At 60.2% G+C, this 23,638-nt stretch carries 20 protein-coding genes and 1 riboswitch; of the genes, 11 read left to right on the forward strand and 9 right to left on the reverse strand.

Going from position 1 to position 23,638, the window contains the following annotated elements:
• Nucleotides 1–165 precede the first annotated feature (165 nt).
• The 7 genes from livH (at nt 166) to ubiK (ending at nt 5,517) form a co-directional block, all read left to right on the forward strand.
• Nucleotides 166–1,092, forward strand: coding sequence for a high-affinity branched-chain amino acid ABC transporter permease LivH (gene livH / locus L972_RS01845; RefSeq protein ID WP_005339439.1), 927 nt, complete (start codon nt 166–168; stop codon nt 1,090–1,092).
• Nucleotides 1,092–2,360 carry a high-affinity branched-chain amino acid ABC transporter permease LivM gene (locus L972_RS01850; RefSeq protein ID WP_043825923.1) on the forward strand — a complete coding sequence of 423 codons (1,269 nt, stop codon included), beginning with the start codon at nt 1,092–1,094 and terminating at the stop codon, nt 2,358–2,360. Before livH ends, L972_RS01850 begins: the two co-directional genes overlap by 1 nt.
• On the forward strand, nt 2,357–3,130 hold the full coding sequence (livG, locus tag L972_RS01855) for a high-affinity branched-chain amino acid ABC transporter ATP-binding protein LivG (RefSeq protein ID WP_005339435.1): 774 nt from the start codon (nt 2,357–2,359) through the stop codon (nt 3,128–3,130). The genes L972_RS01850 and livG overlap by 4 nt, the downstream gene beginning before the upstream one ends.
• 10 nt (nt 3,131–3,140) lie before the next feature.
• Entirely contained in the window at nt 3,141–3,842 is a 702-nt protein-coding gene (locus L972_RS01860) for an ABC transporter ATP-binding protein (RefSeq protein ID WP_047434844.1), read from the forward strand.
• A gap of 122 nt (nt 3,843–3,964) precedes the next feature.
• Complete coding sequence (gene glpE, locus L972_RS01865) at nt 3,965–4,288, forward strand: thiosulfate sulfurtransferase GlpE (protein WP_047434846.1); 324 nt, start codon at nt 3,965–3,967, stop codon at nt 4,286–4,288.
• Nucleotides 4,285–5,118 (forward strand): rhomboid family intramembrane serine protease GlpG, encoded by an 834-nt coding sequence (gene glpG / locus L972_RS01870; protein ID WP_021229252.1) that lies wholly within the window; start codon nt 4,285–4,287, stop codon nt 5,116–5,118. The genes glpE and glpG overlap by 4 nt, the downstream gene beginning before the upstream one ends.
• A 141-nt stretch (nt 5,119–5,259) precedes the next feature.
• Nucleotides 5,260–5,517 (forward strand): ubiquinone biosynthesis accessory factor UbiK, encoded by a 258-nt coding sequence (gene ubiK, locus L972_RS01875; protein WP_005339429.1) that lies wholly within the window; start codon nt 5,260–5,262, stop codon nt 5,515–5,517.
• A 54-nt stretch (nt 5,518–5,571) separates the two neighbouring features.
• Here the strand turns inward: ubiK and L972_RS01880 are convergent, their stop codons facing one another.
• The 6 genes from L972_RS01880 to trxA form a co-directional block, all read right to left on the reverse strand.
• Nucleotides 5,572–6,585: a GGDEF domain-containing protein gene (locus L972_RS01880; protein ID WP_052200018.1), complete on the reverse strand. Its 1,014-nt coding sequence runs from the start codon at nt 6,583–6,585 to the stop codon at nt 5,572–5,574.
• A 219-nt stretch (nt 6,586–6,804) separates the two neighbouring features.
• On the reverse strand, nt 6,805–7,503 hold the full coding sequence (gene fre / locus L972_RS01885) for an NAD(P)H-flavin reductase (RefSeq protein WP_005339423.1): 699 nt from the start codon (nt 7,501–7,503) through the stop codon (nt 6,805–6,807).
• 146 nt (nt 7,504–7,649) lie between these two features.
• On the reverse strand, nt 7,650–9,119 hold the full coding sequence (gene ubiD, locus L972_RS01890; RefSeq protein ID WP_047434853.1) for a 4-hydroxy-3-polyprenylbenzoate decarboxylase: 1,470 nt from the start codon (nt 9,117–9,119) through the stop codon (nt 7,650–7,652).
• Nucleotides 9,120–9,152: 33 nt separating this feature from the next.
• A complete protein-coding gene (locus L972_RS01895) occupies nt 9,153–10,145 on the reverse strand; it encodes a hypothetical protein (RefSeq protein WP_047434856.1) in 993 nt (330 codons plus the stop codon).
• A gap of 108 nt (nt 10,146–10,253) precedes the next feature.
• The gene (gene rho, locus L972_RS01900; protein ID WP_005339417.1) at nt 10,254–11,519 is read right to left on the reverse strand and encodes a transcription termination factor Rho; all 1,266 of its coding nucleotides are present in this window, start codon (nt 11,517–11,519) and stop codon (nt 10,254–10,256) included.
• 204 nt (nt 11,520–11,723) lie between these two features.
• Complete coding sequence (gene trxA, locus L972_RS01905) at nt 11,724–12,050, reverse strand: thioredoxin TrxA (protein WP_005339416.1); 327 nt, start codon at nt 12,048–12,050, stop codon at nt 11,724–11,726.
• A 113-nt stretch (nt 12,051–12,163) separates the two neighbouring features.
• On the opposite strand from trxA, the gene rhlB reads away from it, so the two are divergent.
• Genes rhlB through L972_RS01920 form a run of 3 tightly spaced genes read left to right on the forward strand, consistent with a single transcriptional unit; the run spans nt 12,164 to nt 15,240 of the window.
• Complete coding sequence (rhlB, locus tag L972_RS01910; RefSeq protein WP_005339414.1) at nt 12,164–13,453, forward strand: ATP-dependent RNA helicase RhlB; 1,290 nt, start codon at nt 12,164–12,166, stop codon at nt 13,451–13,453.
• Nucleotides 13,454–13,464: 11 nt separating this feature from the next.
• Nucleotides 13,465–14,955 (forward strand): guanosine-5'-triphosphate,3'-diphosphate diphosphatase, encoded by a 1,491-nt coding sequence (gene gppA, locus L972_RS01915; RefSeq protein WP_047434859.1) that lies wholly within the window; start codon nt 13,465–13,467, stop codon nt 14,953–14,955.
• Between the two features lie 30 nt (nt 14,956–14,985).
• The gene (locus tag L972_RS01920) at nt 14,986–15,240 is read left to right on the forward strand and encodes a Rho-binding antiterminator (protein ID WP_040069895.1); all 255 of its coding nucleotides are present in this window, start codon (nt 14,986–14,988) and stop codon (nt 15,238–15,240) included.
• A gap of 70 nt (nt 15,241–15,310) precedes the next feature.
• Here the strand turns inward: L972_RS01920 and L972_RS01925 are convergent, their stop codons facing one another.
• The 3 genes from L972_RS01925 to prlC all read right to left on the reverse strand — a co-directional run bounded on the left by L972_RS01925 (nt 15,311) and on the right by prlC (nt 20,926).
• Nucleotides 15,311–16,072, reverse strand: a complete 762-nt coding sequence (locus L972_RS01925; RefSeq protein WP_407060769.1) for a class I SAM-dependent methyltransferase — start codon at nt 16,070–16,072, stop codon at nt 15,311–15,313.
• Between the two features lie 54 nt (nt 16,073–16,126).
• Nucleotides 16,127–18,676, reverse strand: a complete 2,550-nt coding sequence (locus L972_RS01930; protein WP_047434863.1) for a putative bifunctional diguanylate cyclase/phosphodiesterase — start codon at nt 18,674–18,676, stop codon at nt 16,127–16,129.
• 207 nt (nt 18,677–18,883) lie between these two features.
• Nucleotides 18,884–20,926 (reverse strand): oligopeptidase A, encoded by a 2,043-nt coding sequence (gene prlC, locus L972_RS01935; protein ID WP_047434865.1) that lies wholly within the window; start codon nt 20,924–20,926, stop codon nt 18,884–18,886.
• Nucleotides 20,927–21,363: 437 nt separating this feature from the next.
• Nucleotides 21,364–21,449: riboswitch (cyclic di-GMP riboswitch) on the forward strand.
• Between the two features lie 50 nt (nt 21,450–21,499).
• On the opposite strand from prlC, the gene L972_RS01945 reads away from it, so the two are divergent.
• Nucleotides 21,500–23,638: immunoglobulin-like domain-containing protein (locus tag L972_RS01945; protein ID WP_047434872.1), on the forward strand; the 2,139-nt coding region annotated here is incomplete at its 3' end.

The following is a 23,638-nucleotide window of genomic DNA, read 5'->3' on the forward strand; positions in this document are numbered from 1 at the left end:
ATGGGCCCCCTGACCTGGGCACCGAACGGTGACCTGAAAGGCTTCGAATTCGGTGTGTTCCAGTGGCACGCTGACGGTACTTCCAGCCAAGTCAAATAATCTGCCGATCGGGGGTGAGTACGCTCACCCCCTCCTCTCTTTGCGGGCAAGTACAGGGAACGCAGTATGTCCGAACACCTCCTTTATCTCGTTCAGCAACTGCTGAACGGATTAACCATAGGCAGCACCTATGCGTTGATCGCCATTGGCTACACCATGGTCTATGGCATCATCGGCATGATCAACTTCGCCCACGGCGAGGTGTATATGATCGGCTCCTATGTCGCTTTTATGGTGATGGCGGGGCTCATGATGATGGGCATCGACAGCACCTTTCTACTGCTGGGGGGCGCCTTCCTGGTCAGTATCATCATCACCGGCACCTATGGCTGGAGCATCGAGCGAGTCGCCTACCGGCCACTGCGCGGTGGCAACCGGCTGATCCCCCTCATCTCCGCCATCGGCATGTCGATCTTCCTGCAGAACATGATGCGGATGGCTCAGGGCTCGCGGGATATCGCCATGCCCAGCCTGATCTCCGGTGGCTGGACCCTGGGGGGTGAGGATGGTTTTCAGGCCAGCCTCTCTTATATGCAGCTGATCATCTTCGTGGTGACTTTCATCACCATGCTGGCGCTGACCCAGTTCATCGGCCGCTCCCGCATGGGCCGCGCCTGCCGTGCCTGTTCGGAAGATATCAAGATGGCCAACCTGTTAGGGATAGACACCCACGTGGTCATCTCCATCACCTTCGTGCTGGGGGCCGCGCTGGCCGCCGTCGCCGGGGTGCTGCTCGGCATGTATTACGGCGTCATCAACCCCTACCTCGGCTTTATGGCCGGTCTGAAGGCCTTCACTGCCGCAGTGCTGGGCGGTATCGGCAGCATTCCCGGCGCCGTACTGGGCGGCCTGCTGCTCGGCGTGGTTGAAGCGCTCACCGCCGGTTATCTCAGCACCGAGTACAAGGATGTGATGGCGTTTGCCCTGCTCATTTTTGTGCTGCTCTTTATGCCCACAGGCATCCTGGGTCGTCCGGAAGTGGAGAAAGTGTGATGAAACATCAATTTATCCACGCCTGTATCGCCAGCCTGGTGTTGCTGGTGCTCTCCTTCTGGCTGCTCGGCTTCAAACTGGAGACCGATGGCTCCAGCCTGCAGGTAGTGAGCCGCCTCGATGTGTCGCTGGCCTGGCTGCTGGGGGGAGCCACCATTGTTTTCTGGTTCCAGATGCTGCGCGGCCAGATTGCCAAGCTGTTTCAGGCCTCCATCAGCGGCTTCTCGGTCGGCTTTACCAAGCTGGTGCTGCCGAGCCCGGAAGAGGCGCCCAAGCTCTATAACCTCACCGCCGTGCTGGTGCTGCTGTTCGCGGTGAGCTGGCCCTTCATGGCTTCTCGCGGCGCCATCGATCTCGCCACCCTCACCCTGATTTACATCATGCTGGGGCTGGGGCTGAACGTGGTGGTCGGCCTCGCCGGCCTGCTCGATCTCGGCTATGTCGGCTTCTACGCGGTCGGTGCCTACAGCTATGCCCTGCTCAACACCTACTTCGGGCTGAGCTTCTGGGAGTGCCTGCCCATCGCCGGGCTGATGGCCGCGACCTTCGGCTTCCTGCTCGGTTTCCCGGTGCTGCGGCTGCGGGGGGACTATCTGGCCATCGTCACCCTGGGTTTTGGCGAGATCATCCGTATCCTGCTCAACAACATGACCACCCTGACCGGCGGCCCGAACGGCATCTCCGGCATACCCAAGCCGACGCTGGGGGGTCTGGAGTTCAACCGCACCGTCAAGGATGGGGGCTTTGATACCTTCCACAACTTCTTCGGCATTACCTACAACGCCAACCACAAGGTGATCTTCCTCTACCTGATGGCGCTGGTGCTGGTGGTGGTGACCCTGTTCGTCATCAACCGCCTGCTGCGCATGCCACTGGGCCGCGCCTGGGAAGCGCTGCGGGAGGACGAAATCGCCTGCAAATCGCTGGGGCTCAACCCTACCATCATCAAGCTGACCGCCTTCACCATAGGCGCTACCTTCGCGGGCTTTGCCGGCAGCTTCTTTGCCTCCCGGCAGGGCTTTATCAGCCCGGAATCCTTCGTCTTTATCGAGTCGGCCATAGTGCTGGCGATTGTGGTGCTGGGCGGTATGGGCTCCCAGATCGGGGTGGTGCTGGCTGCCATCGTGATGACGGTGCTGCCGGAGCTGGCCCGCGAATTCAACGAGTACCGCATGCTGATGTTCGGCCTCTTGATGGTGTTCATGATGATCTGGCGGCCACAAGGATTGCTGCCGATGACCCGTCCGCATCTGGAGTTGAAGAAATGAGTACACATCAGAAGTTAATGGAAGTCTCTGATTTGTCGATGCGCTTCGGGGGCCTGCTGGCCGTCAACGGGGTCAAACTGGATATCGACAAGGGCGAGGTGATCTCCATCATCGGCCCCAACGGCGCGGGCAAGACCACCATCTTCAACTGCCTGACCGGCTTCTACTGCCCGAGCGGCGGCACCATCCGCTACAAGGGTGAGGAGATCCAGGGACTGCCCGGCCACCTCATCGCCCGCAAGGGGATTGTGCGTACCTTCCAGCACGTGCGGCTGTTCAAGGAGATGACAGCGGTGGAGAACCTGCTGGTTGCCCAGCACCAGCACCTCAACACCAGCTTTATCGCCGGTCTGTTCAAGACCCCGGCCTTCCGCCGGGCGGAGCAGGAGGGGCTGGAGCGGGCCGCCTTCTGGCTGGATAAAGTGGGCCTCAAGGATCTCGCCAACCGCGCCGCCGGTAATCTGGCCTATGGTCAGCAGCGCAGACTCGAGATCGCCCGCTGCATGGCGACTCGTCCCGAGCTGCTGATGCTGGACGAACCGGCTGCCGGCCTCAACCCGAAGGAGACCGACGAGCTGGACGAGCTGATCATGAGCCTGCGGGACGAATTCGGGGTCTCGGTGCTGCTGATTGAGCACGATATGAAGCTGGTGATGGGCATCTCCAACCGCATCTTCGTGGTCAGCCAGGGCACCCCGCTGGCCCACGGCAAGCCGGATGAGATCCGCAACAACCCGGCAGTGATCAAGGCCTATCTGGGCGAGTCGTAAGGACAAAATGATGTTAGAACTTCGCAACGTATCGACCCACTACGGCAAAATTCAGGCGCTGCACGATGTCAGCGTCGAGGTGAAAGAGGGTGAAATCGTCACCCTGATCGGTGCCAACGGCGCAGGCAAGACCACCCTGCTGATGACCCTCTGCGGTGAACCCAAGCCCAGCAGCGGCTCCATCTGGTTTGAGGGGGAACAGATCAGCTCCTTCACCACCGCCCGCATTATGCGCAAGGATATCGCCGTGGTGCCGGAGGGGCGCCGCATCTTCGCCCGCCTGACGGTGGAGGAGAACCTGCTGATGGGCGCCTTCTTCGTCGACAAGGCCGAGCAGCATGGCCTGCTGGATCAGGTGTTTACCCTGTTCCCACGCCTGCACGAACGGCTGGAACAGCGGGCAGGCACCATGTCCGGCGGCGAGCAGCAGATGCTGGCCATCGGCCGCGCCCTGATGAGCAAACCGCGCCTGCTGCTGCTGGATGAACCCTCGCTGGGGCTGGCCCCCATCGTCATCCAACAGATCTTCGACACCATAGAGCAGCTGCGGCAGAAGGGGATGACCATCTTTCTGGTGGAGCAGAACGCCAACCAGGCGCTCAAGCTGGCCGACCGCGGCTATGTGCTGGAGAACGGCCACGTGGTGCTGCAAGACACGGGCGCCGCCCTGCTGGCCAACCCGGCAGTGCGGCAGGCCTACCTGGGCGGTTAACCCACTGACCAGCATGCCATATCGACAAGGGAGCCTCAGGCTCCCTTATCTTTTGTGGGGTTAGTTTGCGCCCAAGCTTGCGGTACACTGGCCCGTAATCAACCTATTCGCAGGACATCCCGATGGACCAGTTTGCCCATATCAATGCCCATGATGCCCACCAGAAACTGAGTGCGGGTGAAGCCCGTCTGGTGGATATTCGCGACCCGCAGTCCTTTGAAGCGGCCCACGCGGTCGGCGCCTTCCACCTCACCAACGGCACGCTGGTGCACTTTATGAATGAAGTGGATTTCGATACCCCGGTCATCGTGATGTGCTACCACGGCAACAGCAGTCAGGGGGCGGCCCAATACCTGCTGCAACAGGGTTATGACGAGGTCTACAGTCTGGATGGCGGCTTCGAAGCGTGGCGCCGGGAGTTTCCCATCGAGGCAGGCGAGGCATGATCCAGCTGCTGGTGCTCGACAACGCCCGCATGGCGCAGGCGCTGGTGGACTATCTGGCGACCCTGGGCATCTCCTGCGAGCTGACCCAGTCCGAGCTGGGGGTCACCATCTGGCTGGCGGACGAGCTACGCCTTGCCCAGGCCCAGCTGGAGGTGAAGCGCTTTCTGGCCGAGCCGGGCCACCCGCGCTACATGGAGGCCTCCTGGCAATCCGGCCGCGCCGATGCCCGCATCGACTACAGCAAGGGGATGACGGATCCCATCACCGACTTCCTCCATCAGGCAGGGCCACTGACGCTGGTGGTCATCATCGCCTGTCTCGCCATCTACGGGATCGAGGCCATCGGCCTGCCCATTTTTGATCAACTGGCATTCCACCCGACGCTGGCCCAGTTCACCGACTGGCAGGCATGGCGCTATTTCACCCCCGCCCTGATCCACTTCTCGGTGCTCCATCTGGTGTTCAACTTGCTGTGGTGGTGGTATCTCGGCGGCCAGATCGAGCAGCGCCTCGGCAGCGGCAAGCTGCTGATCCTGCTGCTGGTGGGCGCCGCCCTGCCCAATATCGCCGAGTTCTTTGCCAGCGGCCCGCTGTTTGGCGGCCTCTCCGGCGTGGTCTATGCCCTGCTCGGCTACTGCTGGCTGCGCAGCAAGCTGCAACCGGCCTGTGGCCTGACTCTGCCACCGGCACTGATGGGCTTTATGCTGTTCTGGATGGTGCTCGGCTTCTTCGACATGCTCGGCACCAGCACCGCCAACATCGCCCACCTGACCGGTCTGCTGGTCGGCCTGCTGCAAGGCTGGCTGGATCGCAACCACCAGCCGACCTGATTTTTCAGCAGCCGCAGAAACGAGAACGCCGCCCCGAAGGGCGGCGTTTGCTTGCCAGCACAAATGGTAAAAAGCCGCCGCGATCTCGGCAAAGTGAGGGAATTGTCGGTAGAATGTCCGCCAACGCTTAAGGAGGACATCATGATCGACCCGAAGAAACTGGAAGAGATCGCCAAGCAGGTGCACAACTCCCTGCCGCCCGGCATTCGCAGCATGGGTGAAGAGGCCGAGAAGAAGATGCGTCAGGTACTGCAGGCCCAGCTGGGCAAGCTGGATCTGGTCAGCCGCGAAGAGTTCGACGTGCAGACCAAGGTGCTGCTGCGTACCCGTGAAAAACTGGCCGCCCTCGAAAGCAAGCTGGCTCAGCTCGAGCAGCAGCTAGGCGCAAAAGGCGAATAACGAAAACCCCAGCTCGGCTGGGGTTTTTGCTTTGTATTGAACCTGTAAAAAACATCACACCTGAAGCAGATACCAGGCCCGCTTGCCGCGCGCCTTGGCCTCATACATGGCCCTGTCGGCAACCTCCAATGCCTGTCGGAAGCTCAATGGCTCCTCCTCCCACAGGGCGATGCCGATACTCAGCCCCACCCGTTGCGGGCAACCGGGTTTGGGCACATAGCCGTGCATACGGCTGATCAGGGCGTCAGCCAGCTGCGCCAGGCCATGGCTCGACACATCCCGGTGCAGATGCACCACAAACTCGTCGCCGCCGTAACGGCCGCATAGCGCCGAGCCAGGCATAATAAGGCGCAGCCAGTCCGCCATCTGCTGCAACACCAGATCGCCGCAGGCATGGCCCAGCTGGTCATTGATCCCCTTGAAATCATCCAGATCGATAAAGAGCAGCGCCCCCGCCCCTTGCGGCTGCAGTTGGGCAAACGCCTTGCCAAACCCCTGCCGGTTGAGCAAACCGGTCAGCGCGTCGCTGTTGGCACGCTCCGCCAGTCGCTGCTCATAAGCCTTGCGCTGGGTGATATCGATATGGGAGCCCATGATCCGCAGCGGCTTGCCATCGCCATCCCGATCGACGACCCGTCCCCTATCCCACAGCCAGGTGACCTCGCCTTGCGGGTTGATGGTGCGGTATTCGGCTTCGTAGAAGGGAGTTTTGCCCTCAAGGTGGGCAAAGTAGCTGCCCATGGCATGGGCGCGATCGTCGGGATGGAGCTTGGCGCTCCACTGATCGAAATGAGGGGCCATGTCACCGGCCTGAAAGTTCTGCAGATTGAAGGCCCGCAGCTCGCCGGTGGGAATAGTGCCCTGCCAGAGACAGATGCCGGTGCCATCGAGGGCGGCATTGAGCTTCTCCTGCAACAGGCCATTTTCATGCTTCAAAGCGGCGATCTCTGCCTGCAAACGGGCCATTTCACCGCCATGAGGGGACGGGATCAGCGTTGCGACCCGCTTGACAGAGCCAGTCTCTCCCCTGTCATCCTCCGCAGATGCCCTGCCCTCTTCACTCAACACTGCGCCTCCTTGTGCTTGCTCTATGGATGCTCTTGTCAATCCCCCACAAAGATGCCATCAGCTACGTTCGATTAGTAGCCATTCATAGCCAAAATATTGAAAAATAATGGGATAACTCCGCGATAATCCAACCATTCGGTACGATCAGGTACTGCGGGAGCCCTAAAAACAAAAGCCCCCGGCAAAACCGGGGGCTGCGTCATCCAGACGGGGATCCCGTCAGATAAATTCGTAGGCGTCACCAAAGATGCGCTCCGGCTCGGCGCCAAGGATCTTGAACTCCTCCCGCGCGGCACCCGCCATCTCGAAACGGCCGGCGACATAGATGTCGTAGTCGTGGAGGCTGACGAAGTCATCCATGATCGCCTTGTGTACCAGCCCGCTCTTGCCGGTCCAGTCAGCCTCAGGCTCCTGCACCACCGGAATAAAGGTGAGCGGCGCATAGTCACGTTCCCACTGCTGCATCTGCTCCAGCTCATAGAGCCAGTGAGCCTGACGCACCCCCCAGTAGAAGAACACCGGGCGCTTGCTGCCTGTGTCGATCAGGTACTCCAGAATGGAGCGGGCGTAAGAGAAACCGGTGCCGCCCGCCATCAGGATCAGTGGACGGGGGGATTCATCGCGCAGGAACGCCTTGCCAGCGGGCAATTCGACCTCGATCTCCCCCTGCTCACGCATGCGGGCCAGCACCTGACCGGCGTAGGCGTTCTCGGGAGTGGCGCCGATCTGCAGCTCCAGCACGCCCGGGCGGGTCGGCGAGTTGGCGATGGAGAAGGGGCGCTTGTCCGAATCGCTCATCACCACCAGCAGATACTGGCCCGGCTTGAAGCTGATCGCTTGCTGCGGCGTCAGGGCCACATGCCAGATGGTGTCGACATATTCGCGCAGTTCCTCTACGCGGCATTTGATACGTTGCATTCTTGTCCTTGTGGCGGGCTCGCTCGGCCCGCTTCGCTCATTGTTTCACTATGGAGTGACGACCAGCAGCCCTGGCCCCGTCAGTCGAGAATACTCAAATCAGTGCGGATCGCATCACTTTTTGCAGCAAAGCTGTCATGTTTGCCTCATCCGAGGATATTGAGCTCATCCCAGATGGCATCGACCTTCTGCTTCACCGCCTCATCCTGAACTATGGGCTGACCCCACTCCCGATTGGTCTCTCCCGGCCACTTGTTGGTGGCATCCAGCCCCATCTTGGAGCCGAGGCCAGAGACCGGCGAGGCGAAGTCCAGATAGTCGATCGGCGTATGCTCGATCAAGGTGGTGTCCCGTGCCGGGTCCATCCGGGTGGTGATGGCCCAGATCACATCCTTCCAGTCGCGGGCGTTGACGTCGTCGTCACACACCACCACGAACTTGGTGTACATGAACTGGCGCAGGAAGGACCAGACTCCCAGCATCACCCTCTTGGCGTGGCCCGGGTAACGCTTCTTGATGGTCACCACCGCCATCCGGTAGGAGCACCCCTCCGGCGGCAGATAGAAGTCCACAATCTCGGGGAACTGCTTCTGCAGCAGCGGCACAAACACCTCGTTCAGCGCCAGACCCAGCACCGCCGGTTCATCGGGCGGACGGCCGGTGTAGGTGCTGTGATAGATGGCATCGCGCCGCTTGGTGATGTGGGTGATGGTGAAGACCGGAAACTCGTCCACCTCGTTGTAGTAGCCGGTGTGGTCGCCATAAGGACCTTCCGGCGCCATCTCACCCGGCTCAAGATAGCCTTCCAGCACAATCTCGGCGCTGGCGGGCACCTCCAGATCGCAGCTGATGGCCTTGATCACCTCGGTACGGCTGCCGCGCAGCAGACCGGCAAAGGCATATTCGGAGAGAGTATCCGGCACCGGCGTCACCGCGCCGAGAATGGTCGCCGGATCGGCGCCAAGCGCCACCACCACCGGGAATCGCTCACCGGGATGGGCCTCCTGCCACTCGCGAAAATCGATGGCACCGCCGCGGTGATCCAGCCAGCGCATGATCAGCTTGTTTTTGGCGATCTTCTGCTGGCGATAGATGCCGAGGTTCTGCCGCTTCTTGTAGGGGCCGCGGGTGATGGTGAGGCCCCAGGTGACCAGCGGCGCCACATCGCCGGGCCAGCAGTGCTGGATCGGGATCTGGTCGAGATCGACCGCATCGCCCTCCTGTACCACCTGCTGGCAGGGGGCAGAAGAGAGGCGCTTGGTCGGCATGTTGAGCACCTGCTTGAAGATCGGCAGCTTCTCCATCAGCTCCTTGAATCCCTTGGGCGGCTCGGGCTCCTTGAGATAGGAGAGCCAGACCCCGACCTGACGCAGAGCGCTCACATCGGGCTGGCCCATGCCCATAGCGACCCGATCCGGGGTACCGAACAGGTTGGTCAGCACCGGCATGGTGTAGCCTTTGGGATTTTCGAACAGCAGAGCCGGGCCACCCGCACGCAGGGTGCGATCGCTGATCTCGGTCATCTCCAGATAGGGATCTATCTCGCGGGTGATCCGCTTGAGTTGTCCGTTTTGTTCCAGCTGCGCGATGAAATCACGCAAATCCTTGTATTTCATGCAAGTTCCCAACCGGGTTCAGGAGGTCACGCATTATAACCCTGGCTGCCCATCGGGTGTACCCGAATCGGGCAGCAGACTCGGTGCAATGGGTGGCATGTCACGCTGGCCGAGGCGTCTGGCCAGTGCAGAGAGAAGTTGGGGCTCGTCCACCTCCATCAACAGACCGGCCACCAGCGCCCCGTATTGACGGTTGGAGAGTTCCGCCAGCAGGTATTTCTGGGCCTGCGGCGGCAAGGGAGAGAGCGCGCTCAGCTGACGCAGGGCGGCCCCCTTCAACCCCTCGTTGCCACTGGCGGCAATCAGCAGATCGCTGGCAGCACTGCCGTGATGGAAGCGGTTGATGGTAGAGAGTGCACGCAGCGCATCCTGATCTGCCGGCCGCCGCCACAGCATGCCATAGAGCGCCGGTTCGCCGGTGCGCTGCAACAGATGGAACAACAAATGATTGTCGGGCAGATAGATATTCTGGCTGGCCAGCGCTTGCGCCTCCCGCATCCAGATCGGTTGCGGCAAGGTGTCGAGGGCCAGCAACAGGGCTTGCTGCTGCATGGCGAGATCAGGGTTACTGCTGTAGTAGATGGACTTTAGCTGGAAGCTGCCCTGGGCAAGCTGCTGCCGATAGCGCTGCATCAGTGATTGCAGCTGCCACTCCCCCAGCAGCTGACGGGCCTGCGCGGCAAAATCATAGACAGGTTGCTGCACCAGAAAACCGTCGACCTGCTGCTCCATGAGCCACTCGGGGGCCTTGTCGGCCTGAGCCTCGACCCACTGCTGCAACGCAGGGGATGCAGGGGTGGTAGCGGGAATATCCCGCAGCAGCTGCAACAGCAGGAACTCCCGCCGCTCGCGACTCAGGGTCGCCAGCAGAGAGTCGATGGCTGCAAATTGCCCCTCCTGCAGACGGCCCGCCAGATAGCGCTGGTGCGTCTGCAACGTCTCGGCTGTCACCCCGACCGGTGCACTCTGCGCGCAGGCTGGCATTGCACTCAGCAACCCCAGCAATAACCAGAAAACAGGCTTCATGACGTCTCCATCCATGTGACATCGGGATCTCATACTACTAGGGCGACCGGAAAACAGATAAACAAAAACCGCGACCAGGGCCGCGGTTTCGTCATTTTCTGACCGGACTTACTTCTGCTGGCGCCGCATGGCGTCGAAGAACTCGTCGTTGGTCTTGGTCATCGCCAGCTTGTCGATGAGGAACTCGATACCGTCGATCTCGCCCATCGGGTGGACAATCTTGCGCAGGATCCACATCTTCTGCAGCTCGTCACCGGAGGTGAGCAACTCTTCCTTACGGGTGCCTGAGCGGGTGATGTCGATAGCCGGGTAGACGCGCTTCTCGGCAATCTTGCGCGAGAGGTGCAGTTCCATGTTGCCGGTACCCTTGAACTCTTCGTAGATAACCTCGTCCATTTTGGAACCGGTATCGATCAGCGCGGTGGCGATGATGGTCAGGCTGCCGCCCTCTTCAACATTACGCGCGGCGCCGAAGAAGCGCTTCGGACGGTGCAGGGCGTTGGCATCCACACCACCGGTCAGTACCTTGCCGGATGACGGGATGACGGTGTTGTAGGCACGGGCCAGACGGGTGATGGAGTCCAGCAGAATCACCACATCTTTCTTGTGCTCGACCAGACGCTTGGCCTTCTCGATCACCATTTCGGCAACCTGAACGTGACGGGAAGCAGGTTCGTCAAAGGTGGAAGCGATCACTTCACCTTTTACCATGCGCTGCATCTCGGTCACTTCTTCCGGACGCTCGTCGATCAGCAGAACGATCAGTTCACAGTCCGGGTGGTTGTAGGCGATGCTCTGGGCGATGTTCTGCAGCAGCATGGTCTTACCGGCCTTGGGCGGCGCCACGATCAGGCCACGCTGGCCTTTACCGATGGGGGAAGCCAGATCCAGTACACGGGCGGTGATATCTTCGGTAGAGCCATTACCCCGTTCCATCCGCAGACGTTCGTTGGCATGCAGGGGGGTAAGGTTTTCAAACAGGATCTTGTTGCGGGAGTTTTCCGGGCGGTCGTAGTTGACCTCATTGACCTTGAGCAGTGCGAAGTAGCGTTCGCCCTCTTTCGGTGGCCGGATCTTGCCGGAGATGGTATCGCCGGTACGCAGGTTGAAGCGGCGGATCTGGCTCGGGGAGACGTAGATATCGTCAGGGCCTGCCAGATAGGAGCCGTCTGCACTGCGCAAGAAGCCGAAACCATCGGTCAGGATTTCCAGCACACCGTCGCCAAAGATATCTTCACCACCCTTGGCGTGCGCCTTGAGGATTGCAAAAATAATATCTTTCTTGTGCGCCCGAGCCAGATTTTCCAACCCCATGGATTCGCCAAGCTTGACCAGCTCGGACACAGGAGTGTTCTTTAATTCAGTCAGATTCATAGTGGTGAAAGTCTGTAAGCAAGGATTGAAATGAGGAGACAGTCTGCTGGATTGATGCTGATCGGATTTGATTGCCAGGCTGTGGTTAGCAAAGAGTCAGGCAAAAAGGTTAGCAAACGAGCGATAAACTAGCACCAATCGGGATGAGCGTCTAGGTGATAAAACACAAGGAGCGCATTATTGCAATGCGCTCCTCTTTAATTATTACAGGTTGCCGTCCAGGAACTCTTTCAGCTGAGTCTTGGACAGTGCACCGACCTTGGTCGCTGCCACTTCGCCATTCTTGAACAGCAAGAGGGTCGGGATACCACGAATGCCGTACTTGGGCGGAGTATCAGAGTTATGGTCGATGTTCAGTTTGGCTACGGTCACGCGACCTTCGTACTCTTGGGCAACTTCTTCCAGGATCGGGGCAATCATCTTGCACGGACCACACCACTCGGCCCAGAAGTCGACCAGAACGGCGCCATCGGCTTTGATTACATCTGCCTCGAAGCTGGCATCGCTCAGCTGAACAATCTTGTCACTCATCTCCAACTCCAGTCAGTAATTAAGGCTTTATTGACATATCAACAAAGGCAATAGTTGCCCTATTTGAAATGATCCTGTTTATTATTGCAAGCCTAACCTGATAACCTACCGCCATGAGCAAAACACACTTAACGACCGACAAATTCGCCCAAATGGGCCTCGAACCCGAAGTTCTGGCTGGTCTGGAATCAAAGGGATTTCACTATTGCACGCCCATCCAGGCACTGTCTCTGCCACTGCTGGTAGAAGGTCATGACCTCGCCGGTCAGGCCCAGACAGGGACCGGCAAGACCATTGCCTTCCTGGCCGCGACATTCAACTATTTGCTGACTCACCCGCTGACCAAGCCCCGTCTGGTTAACCAACCCAGAGCCATCATCATGGCACCCACCCGGGAACTGGCAGTACAGATCTATAACGATGCCGACAGTATCGCCGCCTCTACCGGCCTGAAACTCGGCCTCGCCTACGGTGGCGAAGGTTACGACAAGCAGCTGGCCGTGCTGGAGCAGGGCGTCGACATCCTGATCGGCACCACTGGCCGCATCATCGACTACTTCAAGTCCAAGGTGATCGATCTGAGCAACATTCAGGTCGTGGTACTGGACGAAGCTGATCGCATGTTCGATCTGGGCTTCATCAAGGACATCCGCTTCCTGTTCCGCCGCATGCCGCCCGCGACCGAGCGTCTGAGCATGCTGTTCTCCGCCACCCTCTCCCTGCGCGTGCAGGAGCTGGCCTACGAACACATGAACCACCCGGAACATGTGCAGGTAGAGCCGGAGCAGATGACCGGCGTGCGGATCAAGGAGGAGCTGTTCTACCCCTCCAATGAAGACAAGATGTTGCTGCTGCTCTCCCTGATGGAAGAGGAGTGGCCGGAAAAAGCGATCGTCTTCGCCAACACCAAGCACGTCTGTGAAGACGTCCATGCCTGGCTGGAGAATGACGGCCACCGCGTCGGTCTGCTGACCGGTGATGTGCCGCAGAAAAAGCGGATGAAGATCCTCGAGGATTTCACCAAGGGTGCGCTCGATATTCTGGTCGCCACCGACGTGGCCGCCCGTGGTCTGCACATCCCTGACGTGACCCACGTCTTCAACTATGACCTGCCCGACGACGCCGAAGACTATGTACACCGTATCGGTCGTACCGGTCGTGCCGGCAAGAGCGGTCACTCCATCAGCCTGGCCTGTGAAGACTATGCCTTCAATCTGCCGGCCATCGAGGAGTACATCCACCACGCCATTCCGGTCAGCAAATATGATCGTGAAGCGCTGCTGGATGACGTGACCCCGCCGAAACGGGTGTTCCGCAACCGTCAGCCGGTGAACCGCAACATGCGGGATCGCCAGGGCGGTGGCAACAGCAACAACCGTCGTCGTCCGCCGCGCAAGAGCTAAGGACAGGCCCGTTGCACAACTCGCCTCTCTATGCCGCTATCGACCTCGGCTCCAACAGCTTTCATATGCTGGTGGTGCGCGAGGTCGCCGGTGCCCTGCGCACCGTCGCCAAGGTCAAGCGCAAGGTTCGCCTCGCCGCCGGGCTTGATGCCGACTTCCGTCTCAGCCGTACCGCCATGGAGCGAGGCTGGGACTGTTTGCGTCTCTTCTCCGAGCAGTTGCAGGACATTCCGGCCGACAATATCCGGGTGGTGGGCACCGCCACCTTGCGTCTTGCCACCAACGTCGATGAGTTCCTTAGCGAAGCGGAACGGGTACTCAACCACAGCATCGAGATCATCTCGGGCGAGGAAGAGGCCAAGACCATCTACGAAGGGGTCTCCTGGACCTCTGCCGGGGAAGGCAACCGGCTGGTGATCGACATCGGCGGTGCCAGTACCGAACTGGTGATCGGCGAACATAGCGAAGCAAAACTGCTCAACAGCTTGCACATGGGCTGCGTCACTTGGCTCAACAATCACTTCGGTGATGGCGAGCTCTCCGAAGCCCGTTTCGAGCAGGCGATTGCTGCCGCCAAGGCGGTGCTGGAGAAGGTGGCGGATGATTACCGTGCCCTTGGCTGGCGTACCTGTGTCGGCGCCTCCGGCACGGTGCAGGCGCTGCAAGAGATCATGCTGGCGCAAGGGAAGAGCGAACGGGTCACCCTGCCGAAACTGCAGGAGCTGATGGGTCAGGCCATCGCCTGCGGCAAGCTTGACCGGCTGCAACTGGAAGGGCTGGCGGCCGAGCGGCTGACCGTGTTCCCCTCCGGCCTCGCCATCCTGATCGCCATCTTCGAAACCCTCGATATCGAGAGCATGACCCTCGCGGGTGGCGCCCTGCGTGAAGGACTGATCTACGGTCTGCTGGGCAACAATCACGACTGTGATGCCCGGGATCGTACCGCCGACAGCCTGATCAGCCGCTATCAGCTGGATAAAGAGCACGCCGAACGGGTGCGCGATACCGCCGTCGAGGCGTTCAACCAGCTGCAACCGGCCTGGCGACTCTCGAAACGCTACGGTCGTCCGATCTTGCGTTATGCCGCCCTGCTGCACGAGATCGGCCTCTGTATCGAGTACAAGAAGGCGCCGCAACACGCCGCCTACATCATCGACAACATCGATATGCCGGGCTTTACCCCTGCGCAAAAGAAGCTGTTGTCGGCCCTGCTGTTCAACCAGCGGGACGAATTCAAGCTGGAACCACTGGAGAAACAGGGTGCCGTCACCGGTCGTCAGGCGATCCGGCTGGCCCGTATCCTGCGCATCGCGCTTATCCTCTGCATGCGCCGCACCCAGGGCACAGTGCCCAGCTTCACCCTGCAGGCAGAAGAGGAGTCACTGACCCTGACCCTGCCCAAGGGCTGGATGGATGAACACTACCTGCGCGCCAGCGAGCTGCGGCTCGAGGTGGAACGCCAGCAGAAGATGGGCTGGCCGACCCGCGTACAGGAAGCCTGACTCAGCAACCAGCCTGTTTTGAAGCCGATCATGCCGGATTATCAACCCATCAGCTGCGATCTCTACGACTGGCTCGAAATTGCTGCCAGCTGGCAACTGCCGGTGACCCTCACCAGCCGCGATGATCGCCAATGGGATGACAAGATCCGCACTATCGAAGCCAGCGAAGGGGTCGAGTATCTGTTGCTGCACAGTGGCGAGCGGCTCAGTCTGGCGGATCTGGCGACCCTGCGCCTGAACTGGCAAGGGGAAGAAAAGCTGATCCGCTTCGCGCCAACCAACTGAATCCAATACGAAAAAGGAGGGCCAACATGATGTTGGCCCTCCTTTTTGCATCTGCGACTCGCACCGGCCGTTAACTCGCCGCCAGCGCAGCCATCACATAGACATCGAAGCGGTTGCTCTTGGTCTCGATGGCCATGCTGGGTTTATGCTCGTTGAGCCAGCCGGCGTAATCGGGGCGTTTCACCACCACCCGCTTCTCAGCCATCTTGAGCGCGGCAGGCAACAAGGCATCCGCATCGAGATCCGGCCCCACCAGCGACTGGAACACCCGCATCTCTTTTTTCACCAGCGCCGACTTCTGCTTGTGCGGGAACATGGGGTCGAGGTAGATCACCTCGGGCCGCTCCCGCAGCGCCAGCAGATTGTCCACCGCCGGGCCTTGCAGCAGGTGCATCCGCTCACTGACCCAGGGGCCAATCTCGGGATCCTGTGCCGCCCGCGCCAGCCCATCCTGCAACAGAGCGGCCACCACAGGGCTGCGTTCGATCAGGGTCACCTTGCAACCGAGGGAAGCGAGCACGAAGGCATCGCGCCCCAGACCGGCAGTGGCATCCACCACGGTGGGTGTGGCGCCGGCCTTGAGCCCCACTGCCTTGGCGATGGACTGGCCGCGACCACCACCAAACTTGCGACGATGTGCCACCGCCCCTTCCACGAAGTCCACATAGACGGCACCCAGCTTGGGCTCATCCAGCTTGCGCAGTTCCAGTCTCTCTTCAGTCAGTACCAGCGCAAACGGAGCCGGAAACTCCACGTCGGCAAGGCGTAAACGCAGGGCGTCGAGCTCGCCATCACGGGCGGGGACTTCACTGAAAACCTGAATATGGGGCATAGGAGACAGACTCATGGCACGTACAGAAGCGGCCATGATAACAGAAGCGGTGGATCAGCTCACGACAGTGAGGTTCATCCCCTGACGGTTGAGAGCGAGGTAATCAATGAGATCGTCATAGGCCAGCGGGCGGCTGAGCAGATAACCCTGGGTGAAGGCACACCCCTTCTGGCAGAGGAAGTTGAGCTGCTCGCGGGTCTCAACCCCCTCGATCACCACCTGCATGCCCAGGTTGTGCACTATGTTGATGATGCCGTCGAGCAGCATCCGATCCTGCTCGTTGAAGGGGATATGGCGCACGAAGGAGCGGTCGATCTTGACCAGATCGACCGGGAAGGTGCGCAGATAGTTGAGGGCCGAGTAGCCGGTACCGAAATCGTCGATGGCCAGCTTGCAGCCCGCCTCGCGCAGGGCATCGATCCGCACTCTGTGCTGATCGCTGCTTTCCATCAGCAAAGATTCGGTGATTTCGATAACGATGTCGGCAGGATCGAGCCCGAAGTGCTGGATCACCTTGAGCCACTCACTCGCCTCGGGGTCGATGGTCTGGAACTCCATGGTGGAACGGTTGATCGACATCTGCAGATCCGGGAAACCGGATTGCTGCAACCGCGCCAGATCCCGGCACGATTGCCACAATACCAGCGCACCCAACCCCTGAATCAGACCTGCCTCTTCCGCCAGCGGAATAAACTCGGCAGGGGATACCTGCCCCCAGTGGGGGTGATACCAGCGCACCAGCGCCTCCAGCTTGGCGACCCGTCCGCTGCGATTGTCCCAGATCGGCTGGTAGGCCATGGTCAGCTGCTCCAGCTTGATCGCTTCGGCCAGATCCTGCTGCATCTGGTGGCGCTGGCGCACCTCTTCCCGCATGGATGAGCAGTAGGCACCGAGCAACCTTCCCTGCCGCTTGGCCGCAAACAGCGCCTGTTCGGCGTTGCGCAGCAGCTCGTCGCTCTCGCTGCCATCAACCGGGCAGAGGGTCATGCCGATGGTCGCGGTCACATAGAGATGCTGGTTGGCCAGCATAAAGGGACGGGCAAAGCTGCCGATCACCTGCTTGGCAAACACCTCGGCCTGACGGCGGGTGACGATGCCGGGCACCAGAAACGCGAACTCGTCGCCACCGATACGGGCCACCAGATCTTCGGTGCGCACCCGGCTCACCAGTCGATCCGACACCTCCCGCAGCAGGGCATCGCCAGCATGGTGATCCATGCTGTTGTTGACCGCCTTGAAGTTGTTGAGGTCAAGCACCATGAGCGCGAAGCGCTCGCCCCGCTCGCAGAAGCGGGTGAGGCAGCGGCCAAACAGCCAGCGGTTGGGCAGGCTGGTAAGGTTGTCGTAGTTGGCCTGGGTCGCGATCTTCTGCTCGGCCACCTTGGTCTGGGAAAGATCGCTGAAAATGGCGATATATTGCTGAATTTTGCCAGCTTCGCGCAGGGTGCTGATCATCAGCTGCTGTGGATAGAGCTTGCCGTTCTTGCGCTTGTTCCACACCTCGCCACGCCACACCCCCACCCGCTCCAGCGCATGGTACATGTCGGCATAGAAGGTCTGATCGTGCAGCCCGGACTTGAGCATACTGGGACGCTGGCCCCGCACCTCGTCGCTGCTGTAGCCGGTGATCTGCTCGAAGGCCGGGTTGACCGAGATGATGCGGCTGTCGGCATCGCATACCAAAATCGCCTCGGAGAGGTTGTCGTAGACCCGGTGAGAGAGCTTGAGCTGCTCCGCATGGCGCTTGAGGGGATCGATATTCTCCAGCAGCACCATCAGGTAGTCCGGCTGCTGCTGCTCGTCGCGGATCAGGGTGACCGTTACCCGCCCCCACAGGATCTCGCCCCCCTTGCAGAAGTAGCGCTTCTCCTGGGTGAAACTGCTGCGCTCGCCGCGCCGGATCTCTTCGTAGCACTCAAGGCTGCGCTGCCAATCCTCCGGGTGATTGATGTCGGAGATGGAGCGATGAAGCAGCTCGTCTAGGGGATAGCCCAACATCTTCTCGATAGCCGGATTGGCCCAGAGAATGCGGCCGGTGAGATCGAGCTTGCCGATCCCCACCGGGGCCTGAAACAGCATGCTCTGCAGCACATGAGGGGTATCAGGCAAGAGTTGCGGCAGCTGGCGTTGCAGCATCAGCGCCAGTTCGCGACCGGCCAGCGGCCCCAGCAACCGGAGCAGCCCCATCACCTTGGTCATATTGGCCTGCGGCTGACGATAGAGCAGGCAGCAGATGCCTATGGTCTCGCCATCCGCATTCTTGAGGGCGATCCCGGCGTAGGCCTGGGCCTGCCACGCATCGGCAAGCGGCATCGCGGGGAACAGCTGCAACAGACGATCGCTGAACCAGGCTTCCCCCTCCTGCCAGGTAATGGCATCGGGAGAGTCAGTGATTGGCAGCGTCAGGGTATCGGGGTCAAGAGAGGAGGGATGGGCAGCCTGAACCGTAAGATGGGAAGCATTTGATTCCCTGCTGGCGATCAGGACGACATCAGCCATCACAGCAGCGGCGATTTCACTCACAAAGGTATCGAAATATCCCTGGCCGCTCGAATGAGCCAGACTGGAGATGATTTGATAGACGGAATCGAGTGCTCGCCTCATGGCAAGTGGCTTTCTCTCCTTGAAGGTTAGAACACGACTCTACTGAAGAGCTGTGAGCAGTGCAAATATGCAATCAGCAAGATATTAAAAAGCCTTGAAAAAAGGGACCAAAAGGTCCCTTTTTGTCGCAGAAATCACGACTCGATCCCACTATGCCGCAAAACAGTGTACCTGCTTGAAGCTTACACAGGCGGCGGGTCAGGAATCTCAGGCAGCGATCCCGCTGTGTCGCAACAGTGCATCCACCTTGGGCTCACGACCACGGAAGGCTCGGAACAGCTCCATCGGCTCCTTCGATCCCCCCTTCTCCAGAATATTCTTCAGGAAGGATTGGCCGGTCGCCGGGTTGAAGATCCCCTCCTCCTCGAAGCGGGAGAAGGCATCGGCAGAGAGCACCTCGGCCCACTTGTAGCTGTAGTAGCCCGCCGCATAGCCACCCGCGAAGATGTGGGAGAAGCTGTGCTGGAAGCGATTGAACGCCGGTGGCGTCATCACTGCTACCTGACTACGCACCTCATCCAGCAGCGCCGGGAGCTGTGCCGGATTGGCCGGATCAAACTCCTGATGGAGACGGAAGTCGAACAGGGCGAACTCCAGCTGGCGCAGCATCTGCATGGCGGCCTGGAAGTTGCGGGCGGTCAGCATCTTCTCCAGCAGATCGGCAGGCAGCGGCTCGCCGGTCTCGTAGTGGCCGGAGATAAAGGCCAGCGCCTCGGACTCCCAGCACCAGTTCTCCAGGAACTGGCTCGGCAGCTCCACCGCATCCCAGGCCACGCCGTTGATACCGGCGACACCGGCCACATCGATGCGGGTCAGCATGTGGTGGATGCCGTGGCCAAACTCATGGAACAAGGTGACCACTTCGTTGTGGGTGAACAGCGCAGGCTTGCCATCCACCGGGCCGTTGAAGTTGCAGGTCAGGTAGGCCACCGGTTTTTGCAGCGAGCCATCCTGACGGTAGCGACGACCCAGACAGACATCCATCCAGGCCCCGCCCTGCTTGTGCTCACGGGCATAGAGGTCGAGATAGAAGCTGCCGCGCAGCTCGTCGTCGGCATCGAAGATATCGTAGAAGCGCACGTCCGGGTGCCAGGTGTCGATGCCGAGGCGCTCGCGCACCTTCATGCCAAACACCCGCTTCACCACCTCGAACAACCCCTTCACCACCTTGCTGGCGGGGAAGTAGGGGCGCAGCTGCTCGTCGGAGATGGAGAACTTGTGCTGCTTGAGCTTCTCGGCGTAGTAGGCGAGATCCCAGGCTGCCAGCTCGCTCTGACCATGCTGCTCGGCGGCGAAGAAGCGGATCTCCTCCAGCTCGGCCTTGCCTTGCGGCAGGGATTTGGCCGCCAGATCGGTGAGGAAGCTCACCACCTGTTCGGTCTTGTCCGCCATCTTGGTGGCCAGGGAGAGCTCGGCATAGTTGGCGAACCCTAGCAACTGAGCCAGTTCGCGGCGCAGGGTGAGCAGCTCGCTCATGATGGCGGAGTTGTCCCACTTGCCCGCATTGGGGCCCTGATCGGAGGCGCGGGTGGTGAAGGCTTCGTACATCTCGGCCCGCAGCTCGCGGTTGTCGGCATACATCATCACCGGCAGATAAGAGGGGATATCCAGCGTGAACAGCCACCCCTCTTTGCCTTTAAGTTCAGCCATCTGACGGGCAGCGGCACGCACGCTGTCGGGCAGACCGGCCAGCTCGGCTTCATCGGCCACCAGCTTGTGCCAGCCCTGGGTTGCGTCCAGCACGTTGTTGCTGAAACGGGAGGCCAGCTCGGAGAGGCGGGCCTGAATCTCGCCGTAACGCTGCTGCGCCTCGGCAGGCAGACCAATGCCGGAGAGGCGGAAGTCACGCAGGGTATTCTGGATCTCCTTGCGCTGGGCGCCGCTCAGCAGCGGGAAATCATCGCTCTGGGAGAGGGCCAGATAGGCCTGATAGAGCCCTTCATGCTGACCGACATAGGTCTGGAATTCGGAGAGCAGCGGCAGGCAGGCGTCATGGGCCTCGCGCAGTGCTTCGCTGTTGAGTACGGAGTTGAGGTGGCTGACCGGTGACCAGATCCGTGACAGACGGTCATTTACCTCTTCCAGCGGGGCAATCAGGCTATCCCAGGTATGGGGATCACGCTGGGCCAGCACATCGCTGATCTTCTGCTTGCAGTCAGCAATCGCCTGAATCACGGCAGGCTGAACCTGCTCCGGCTTGATCTGGCTGAAAGGGGGCAGCGAATCCATTGTCAGCAAAGGGTTATTCATCCCGGTTACCTCTTGTTTGGTCTTGAACAGACCGCTTTAGCAGCTCTGTATGGCTTTCTAACATGTGGCCAAGCCACGCAATAATCAAGCGGGAATCCGCCGCAACCCTGTACTTTTCCAGCCATTGCGACCCGGATCTCTGCCGTTGCTGCAGTTTTGCTATCAACAGCCAGTAACAGAATGAATCTGTGGGCCTTTTTTGGCTCTTACCGCTACTTTCAAGGGGCAAAAAGTCGCCATTTACCGGCGCCACAGCTACCAGCCAAGTACCGTCATGCTCAATCATGGAAACGGACAAAATGTGGTAACTGTAACAAATTATCAATATTTTTCAGTCAATTAGAATCAAAACCAACTATTGATTAATTTATTTTCAAGCATCTATCATAGGCAACCTGCCATGTAGGTCACTTGATTCTCTGTGCTGCACAGAAATCGGGTGAAAAAGGCAAAGTGACCCGAAAGGGCGCGACGCAAAGCCACCGGTCTAAGGGAAAACACCTATGACAGCGGGGCTGCCCCCGGGGACGTCCGGTCACAACCGACGCCCCATTTGCACCGTACGGAGAGACGATGAACAAACTCAAATTATCCCTGCTTGGCTGCCTGCTCGGCATGGGCGCCCCCATGGCATATGCCACCAGTGCCGGTCAGGCGATGGTCAACCCCCAGTCCGGCGTAGTGGTCGGCTATTGGCACAACTGGTGTGACGGCTCGGGCTACAAGGGCGGTATCGCCCCCTGCGTCAAGCTCGATCAGGTCAACCCGCAATACAACGTGGTCGATGTCTCCTTCATGAAGGTCTATGGCAGCGATCCCATCCCCACCTTCAAGCTCGACCCGGCCATCGGCATGAGTGAAAGCCAGTTTATCCAGCAGATCGCCGAGCTGAACCGTCAGGGCCGTGCCGTGCTGCTGGCGCTGGGCGGTGCCGATGCGCACATCGAGCTGCGCAAGGGTCAGGAGCAGGCTTTTGCCGATGAGATCATCCGTCTGGTGGAGACCTATGGCTTCGACGGGCTGGATATCGACCTGGAACAGGCCGCCATCACTGCCGCCGACAACCAGACCGTGATCCCGGCGGCCCTGCGTCTGGTCAAGGATCACTACCGCGCCCAGGGGAAAAACTTCCTCATCACCATGGCGCCGGAGTTCCCCTATCTGACCCAGACTGGCGCCTACATCCCCTATATCCGCAATCTGGAAGGGTACTACGACTGGATCAACCCTCAGTTCTACAACCAGGGTGGCGACGGTATCTACATCGATGGCATCGGCTGGATTGCCCAGAACAACGATGCCCTGAAAGAAGAGTTCATCTACTACATGGCGGATTCGCTGAGCAACGGTACCCGCGGCTTCTACAAGATCCCCCATGACAAGCTGGTGTTCGGCATTCCGACCAACATCGACGCCGCCGCCACCGGCTATGTGCAGGATCCGCAGAAGCTCTACAACGCCTTCAACCGCCTGAAGAGCGAGGGGCAACCACTGCGCGGCGTGATGACCTGGTCCATCAACTGGGACATGGGCCGCAACGCCGCCGGTCAGTCCTACAACGAATCCTTCATCAAGAGCTACGGCCCCTTCATCCACGATCAGGAGATCACGCCGCCGGTAGACAACGGCAAGCCGGTGTTCAGCGGCCTGAGCGATACCCGCATCAAGCAGGGTACCGCCTTTGATCCGCTGGCAGGTGTCAGCGCCAACGACAAGGAAGATGGCGACCTGACTGGCCAGATCCAGGTGGAAGGCTCGGTAGACAGCCAGCGCATCGGCCTCTACCCCCTCACCTACAAGGTGAGCGATCGCGACAACAACGTCACCGAGCAGGTACGTACCATCGAGGTCTACAGCATGAAGCCGGTATTCAGCGGCGTCACCGACACCACGCTGGAACTGGGTACCCCCTTCGATCCGATGACAGGCGTCAACGCCCATGATGAAGAAGATGGCGACCTGACCGCCCAAATCAAGGTCAGCGGCAGCGTCGACAGCAGCAAGGTCGGCCGCTACACCCTCACCTATCAGGTAAGCGACAGCGCCGGTCAGCAGGTAACCCAACAGCGCAACGTAACCGTCAGGGAGCAGGGCGCCGTCTGTGAAAACAGCTGGGATGCCAAGAAGGTCTACGTGGGTGGCGACATCGTCAGCCACAACGGCAAGAACTGGCTGGCAGGCTGGTGGACCCAGAACGAAGAGCCGGGCACCACGGGTGACTGGGGCGTCTGGCGCGTACAGGGCGACAGCGACTGCGGCGGCACAACGCCACCCGCCGAAGGCAGCAGCGACTTCACCGTCAGCGCCATGGCGAGCGAGTACACCATAGTCAACGGTCAGGTCAGCATCCGCTTCAACCTGACGACCGCCAACCCGGTACAGATCACCGCAACTCTGGAGCAGAGCGGCCACAGCCACGGTACCACCAGCAGCCAGGTGAACGGCACCAGCACCCTGGTACTGCAGGGCAGCAATGTGACCGATGGCAGCTACGACGTGGTCATCACCGGTCTGGCTGCCGGCCAGCAGCCGGTGGTACAGCGCTTCCCGGTTGCGCTGACCGAAGAGAGCAACGGCGGTAGCGAAGGTGACTACCCGGCCTACGCCCCCAACACCAGCTATCAGGCCGGTGATCGGGTCAGCAATGCCGGTGGCAACTACGAGTGCAAACCCTGGCCCTACAGCGGCTGGTGTGGCGGCTCGACCAGCCAC

It is taken from the genome of Aeromonas sp. ZOR0001, from assembly GCF_000801015.1.
GTDB lineage: Bacteria > Pseudomonadota > Gammaproteobacteria > Enterobacterales > Aeromonadaceae > Aeromonas > Aeromonas veronii.

What these genes read in the sequence shown, in the direction of transcription:
- livH (WP_005339439.1), top strand. Translation starts at nt 166, where the DNA reads ATGTCCGAACACCTCCTTTATCTCGTTCAGCAACTGCTGAACGGATTA.
- L972_RS01850 (WP_043825923.1), top strand. Translation starts at nt 1,092, where the DNA reads ATGAAACATCAATTTATCCACGCCTGTATCGCCAGCCTGGTGTTGCTG.
- livG (WP_005339435.1), top strand. Translation starts at nt 2,357, where the DNA reads ATGAGTACACATCAGAAGTTAATGGAAGTCTCTGATTTGTCGATGCGC.
- L972_RS01860 (WP_047434844.1), top strand. Translation starts at nt 3,141, where the DNA reads ATGTTAGAACTTCGCAACGTATCGACCCACTACGGCAAAATTCAGGCG.
- glpE (WP_047434846.1), top strand. Translation starts at nt 3,965, where the DNA reads ATGGACCAGTTTGCCCATATCAATGCCCATGATGCCCACCAGAAACTG.
- glpG (WP_021229252.1), top strand. Translation starts at nt 4,285, where the DNA reads ATGATCCAGCTGCTGGTGCTCGACAACGCCCGCATGGCGCAGGCGCTG.
- ubiK (WP_005339429.1), top strand. Translation starts at nt 5,260, where the DNA reads ATGATCGACCCGAAGAAACTGGAAGAGATCGCCAAGCAGGTGCACAAC.
- fre (WP_005339423.1), bottom strand. Translation starts at nt 7,503, where the DNA reads ATGCAACGTATCAAATGCCGCGTAGAGGAACTGCGCGAATATGTCGAC.
- ubiD (WP_047434853.1), bottom strand. Translation starts at nt 9,119, where the DNA reads ATGAAATACAAGGATTTGCGTGATTTCATCGCGCAGCTGGAACAAAAC.
- L972_RS01895 (WP_047434856.1), bottom strand. Translation starts at nt 10,145, where the DNA reads ATGAAGCCTGTTTTCTGGTTATTGCTGGGGTTGCTGAGTGCAATGCCA.
- rho (WP_005339417.1), bottom strand. Translation starts at nt 11,519, where the DNA reads ATGAATCTGACTGAATTAAAGAACACTCCTGTGTCCGAGCTGGTCAAG.
- trxA (WP_005339416.1), bottom strand. Translation starts at nt 12,050, where the DNA reads ATGAGTGACAAGATTGTTCAGCTGAGCGATGCCAGCTTCGAGGCAGAT.
- rhlB (WP_005339414.1), top strand. Translation starts at nt 12,164, where the DNA reads ATGAGCAAAACACACTTAACGACCGACAAATTCGCCCAAATGGGCCTC.
- L972_RS01920 (WP_040069895.1), top strand. Translation starts at nt 14,986, where the DNA reads ATGCCGGATTATCAACCCATCAGCTGCGATCTCTACGACTGGCTCGAA.
- L972_RS01925 (WP_407060769.1), bottom strand. Translation starts at nt 16,072, where the DNA reads ATGCCCCATATTCAGGTTTTCAGTGAAGTCCCCGCCCGTGATGGCGAG.
- L972_RS01930 (WP_047434863.1), bottom strand. Translation starts at nt 18,676, where the DNA reads ATGAGGCGAGCACTCGATTCCGTCTATCAAATCATCTCCAGTCTGGCT.
- prlC (WP_047434865.1), bottom strand. Translation starts at nt 20,926, where the DNA reads ATGAATAACCCTTTGCTGACAATGGATTCGCTGCCCCCTTTCAGCCAG.